Below are 4,559 nucleotides of genomic sequence, written 5' to 3'. Positions count from 1 at the left end.
CGCCTCGGCGCTCGTCTCCCTGCCGGCTGATGCGAATTCGCCACAGTCGCGCGCAGATTTCCGCTGATTTTCCCCCCGCATTGCGCTATCTTTCGCGCCCGGCACGCGTATGCCACGCCGCCGCCCGCCCGCGCGACCGCGCTCGCGCCGGGCCGCCGCGGTGCATCCGGCCATGGATACATTCCGCGAAGTTAATGCCGGCGCTATACCCGCAATAAGTGTGCGCAATTTTGACCGGACGAATGATCCGTAAAGATGGCTGCGCCCCATACGACGCAAGCACTCGGCTCCAAACAACAACGCTCGCGCCACTTATCGACTATCCGACAAAACCTGGAGATCCCATGAAAGCATTCGCTCGCCGTGCGTCGCGCACGTCCGTCAAGCTGATCGCCGCGGCCGCCTGCGTGGCGGCCGCCGCACCCGTCCATGCGCAATCGAGCGTCTCGCTCTACGGGCAGGTTGACGAATGGGTCGGCGCCACCAAGTTCCCCGGCGGCGATCGTGCGTGGAACGTGTCGGGCGGCGGCATGTCGACGTCGTACTGGGGCCTGCACGGCGCAGAGGATCTCGGCGACGGCTACAAGGCGATCTTCACGCTGGAGAGCTTCTTCCGTGCGCAGAACGGCCAGTACGGCCGCTTCCAGGGCGACACGTTCTTCGCGCGCAACGCGTACGTCGGCATCAGCTCGCCGTACGGCACGGTGACGGCGGGCCGCCTGACGACGCACCTGTTCCTGTCGACGATCCTGTTCAACCCGTTCTACGACTCGTACACCTTCTCGCCGATGGTGTATCACGTGTTCCTCGGCCTCGGCACGTTCCCGACCTATCCGAGCGACCAGGGCGCGGTCGGCGATTCGGGCTGGAACAACGCGGTGGGTTATACGTCGCCTTCGTTCGGTGGCCTGAATTTCGGCGCGATGTACGCACTCGGCAACCAGGCCGGCGACAACCGTTCGAAGAAGTGGAGCGCGCAGTTCAACTACGCGAACGGCCCGTTCGCGGCGACCGCCGTGTATCAGTACGTGAACTTCAACAACGGCCCGCAGGACCTGAGCGCGCTCGTGACCGGCATGAAGAGCCAGGGCATCGCGCTGGTCGGCGCGACCTACGACCTGAAGCTCGTGAAGCTGTTCGGCCAGTACATGTATACGAAGAACGACCAGGTCGCGGGCAGCTGGCACGTCAACACCGCGCAGGGCGGCGTGTCGGTGCCGATCGGCGTGGGCAACGCGATGGCGTCGTATGCGTATTCGCGCGACGCGGGCGGCCTCGACCAGACGCGCCAGACGTGGGCCGTCGGCTACGACTATCCGCTGTCCAAGCGCACCGACGTCTACGCGGCCTACATGAACGACCACATCAGCGGCCTGTCGACCGGCAACACGTTCGGCGCAGGCATCCGCGCGAAGTTCTGACGCGCACGCGCGATCGGTGCGCCGGACGCGCGCGTCAATCGCGTGTTTCGGCTGCATGTTTTCCGCCCGTCATTGCTACCCAAAACGGCGCCGTCACCCGCGGCGCCGTTTTGCCTTTCTTGACCTTTCTGTTTCCTCGCCTTTGTTACCCTATCTCGTAATTGGTTGATTCCCCCGGGATTGCGAGCTAGTTCGATGGATACCCTCGTCAGCATGAATGTGTTTCGCTACGTCGTCGAAGTGGGCAGCTTCGTCGGCGCGGCGGAGCGCATGCAGATGTCGGCGGCGATGGCGAGCAAGCACGTGATGCACCTCGAGCAGCAGCTCGGCGCGCGGCTGCTGCATCGCACGACACGACGCGTCGCGCCGACCGAGGCGGGACGCGAATACTATGAGCGCCTCGTGCAGGCGCTGTCCGAACTCGACGAAGCCGGCCAGGCCGTCGGCGCCGCGAGCGTGGTGCCGCAGGGGCGGTTGCGCGTGACGTCGCTGTCCGCGTTCGGGCTGCGGCACGTGATGCAGGCCGTCACCGATTACGCGGGCCGGTTCCCGGACGTGACCGTCGACATGACGCTGTCCGATCGCGTGGTCGACCTGATCGAGGAAGGCTACGACGTCGCGGTGCGCGCGGCGCCGAACGGATTGAAATCGTCGTCGCTGGTCGCGCGGCAGATCGCGACCGCGCACATCCTGCTGGTCGCGTCGCCCGAGTATCTCGAGAAACACGGCACGCCGCAGACGATCGCCGATCTCGCGAACCACAACTACCTGCGGCGCGATTCGAATTCGACGATGCTCGACTCGCTCGTGATCGACGCGGCCGCCGCGTCGCGCGTGAGCCTGAACGGCAACCTGATCGTGAACCATCTCGAAGGGCTGCGCGCGGCCGTGCTCGCCGGCGCGGGCATCGCGCTGCTCGGCACCGAAGTGGTCGGCGACGACATCGAATCGGGCCGGCTCGTGCCGGTGTTGCTCGATTCCGTGCCGCCGCACGAGGCGCCGATCTATGCGGTGTATGCGAGCCGTCGCCACGTGTCCGCGAAGGTGCGCTCGTTCGTCGATTTCCTGGCCGCGCGTTTCGAAGGGCAGTCGCTGTGCCCGTCGATCGAATCGCGGCTGCGCGTGCTGCCGATCACGCGGATGAAGCGCGCGGTCTGAGCCGCATCGTCGGCCCGTCCGCTGCCGCGGCGGGGCAATAAAAAAGCGCGAACCGCAACGGTTCGCGCTTTTTCGTTTGGTTCGACGATCTCGCGTCGATGGCGACCGCGCCGGGCGCCGCCTCCGTCAGCGCGGGATGCCGAGCCGCGCCTTCGCGTCGTCGTACTCGCGCTTGAGCCGCTCGACGAGCGTACCTACGCTCGGCAGGTCGTCCATCAGGCCGACGCCCTGGCCGGCACCCCAGATGTCCTTCCACGCCTTGGTCTTGTCGCTGCCGAAATTCATCTTGGTCTTGTCGGATTCCGGCAGCGCGTCCGGATCGAGGCCGGCCTTCTCGATGCTCTCGCGGATGTAGTTGCCGTGCACGCCGGTGAAGAGGTTCGTGTAGATGATGTCCGACGATTTCGCGTTCAGGATCGCGTGCTTGTAGTCGTCGATCGCGTGCGCTTCCTGCGTCGCGATGAAACGCGTGCCCATGTACGCGAAGTCGGCGCCCATCGCCTGCGCGGCGAGGATCGAGCCGCCGTTCGCGATCGAGCCGGACAGCACGATCGGGCCGTCGAAGATCTTGCGGACTTCGCCGACCAGCGCGAACGGCGACGTCGTGCCCGCGTGGCCGCCGGCGCCGGCCGCGACGAGGATCAGCCCGTCGACGCCCGCTTCGAGCGCCTTCTGCGCGTGCCGCAGGTTGATCACGTCGTGCAGCACGATGCCGCCGTAGCTGTGCACCGCGTCGACGATCTCGCGCGCCGGTGCGCGCAGGCTCGTGATGAAGATCGGCACCTTGTGCTCGACGCACACGCGCACGTCGTGTTCGAGCCGCGCGTTCGACTGGTGGACGATCTGGTTGACCGCGATCGGGCCGATCACCGCATCGGGATGTTTTGCCTTGTGGTCGGCGAGTTCCGACTGGATCTGCGTGAGCCACGCGTCGAGCAGTTCGGCCGGGCGCGCGTTGAGCGCGGGGAACGAACCGACGATGCCCGCCTTGCATTGCGCGAGCACGAGTTCGGGGTAGCTGACGATGAACATCGGCGACGCGATGACGGGGAGCGTCAGGTTCTGCAGGACGGTGGGCAATGCCATGTGATGTCTCCAGTCTCCGGGGGGCGTTGCGGTCGGACGGTGATTCGAGTGTATTGAGTGTAGCGGCGGAACGCGTTCGTTCATATTAATACGAACGGTCGTGCGATTCTACGCGAGCTTAACAAACTGCGCGGTGTGCCGGCAATCGAGTGAGTGTTCTCTTTCTACGGTTTCGGGTGCTTGGCCCGCTGTGAAGACGCGTCGTCGCTCCTAAAATAGCCGCCATAACAAACCAACGAGAAACAAACCATGTCGTTTGAGGCGTTTGCACCGTTTCGCGTGACGGTGCAGGACACCGACATTTTCGGTGTCAAAGGAGGCACGGGTCCGCCGCTGCTGTTGCTGCACGGCCATCCGCAGACCCACATGATCTGGCATCGCGTTGCGGCGACGCTCGCGAATCACTTCACGGTGATCGCCACCGACCTGCGCGGCTACGGCGCATCGGGCCGGCCGCCGAGCGACGCGCGGCACACGCCGTATTCGAAACGGGCGATGGCGGCGGACCAGGTCGCCGTGATGCGGCATTTCGGCTTCGAGCAGTTCCACGTGTGTGCGCACGATCGCGGCGCGCGGGTCGCGCACCGGCTCGCGCTCGACCACGCGGACGCCGTCGAGCGGATGATGCTGCTCGACATCGCGCCGACGCTCGCGATGTACGAGAAAACCGATCGCGCGTTCGCGACCGCGTATTTCCACTGGTTCTTCCTGATCCAGCCCGAGCCGCTGCCCGAGACGCTGGTGGGCGCGCAGACCGATGCGTACATCGAGCGCGTGATGGGCAACCGCTCGGCCGGGCTGGCGCCGTTCGCGCCCGAGGCGCTCGACGCGTACCGGGCGGCGCTCGCGCAGCCGGGCGCCGTGCATGCGATGTGCGAGGACTACCGCGCGTCC

At 65.9% G+C, this 4,559-nt stretch carries 4 protein-coding genes; 3 read left to right on the top strand and 1 reads right to left on the bottom strand.

The features are described from left to right. Positions 1 to 344: 344 nt before the first annotated feature. Both JMF90_RS25245 and JMF90_RS25240 read left to right on the top strand, forming a co-directional pair. Positions 345 to 1,421, top strand: a complete 1,077-nt coding sequence (locus tag JMF90_RS25245; RefSeq protein WP_011546370.1) for a porin — start codon at positions 345 to 347, stop codon at positions 1,419 to 1,421. A gap of 195 nt (positions 1,422 to 1,616) precedes the next feature. After that, positions 1,617 to 2,579, top strand: a complete 963-nt coding sequence (locus JMF90_RS25240; RefSeq protein WP_006477616.1) for a LysR family transcriptional regulator — start codon at positions 1,617 to 1,619, stop codon at positions 2,577 to 2,579. A gap of 126 nt (positions 2,580 to 2,705) precedes the next feature. On the opposite strand, the gene JMF90_RS25235 is transcribed toward JMF90_RS25240, so the two are convergent. Beyond that, on the bottom strand, positions 2,706 to 3,665 hold the full coding sequence (locus JMF90_RS25235; protein ID WP_011546368.1) for a nitronate monooxygenase family protein: 960 nt from the start codon (positions 3,663 to 3,665) through the stop codon (positions 2,706 to 2,708). Between the two features lie 249 nt (positions 3,666 to 3,914). Here JMF90_RS25235 and JMF90_RS25230 point away from each other — a divergent pair. Further along, on the top strand, positions 3,915 to 4,559 hold a 645-nt coding region (locus JMF90_RS25230; protein ID WP_201325566.1), incomplete at its 3' end, for an alpha/beta fold hydrolase.

It is taken from the genome of Burkholderia sp. E168m23, assembly GCF_016586125.1.
GTDB lineage: Bacteria > Pseudomonadota > Gammaproteobacteria > Burkholderiales > Burkholderiaceae > Burkholderia > Burkholderia orbicola.
This window is presented reverse-complemented; position numbering and strand designations above follow the sequence as displayed.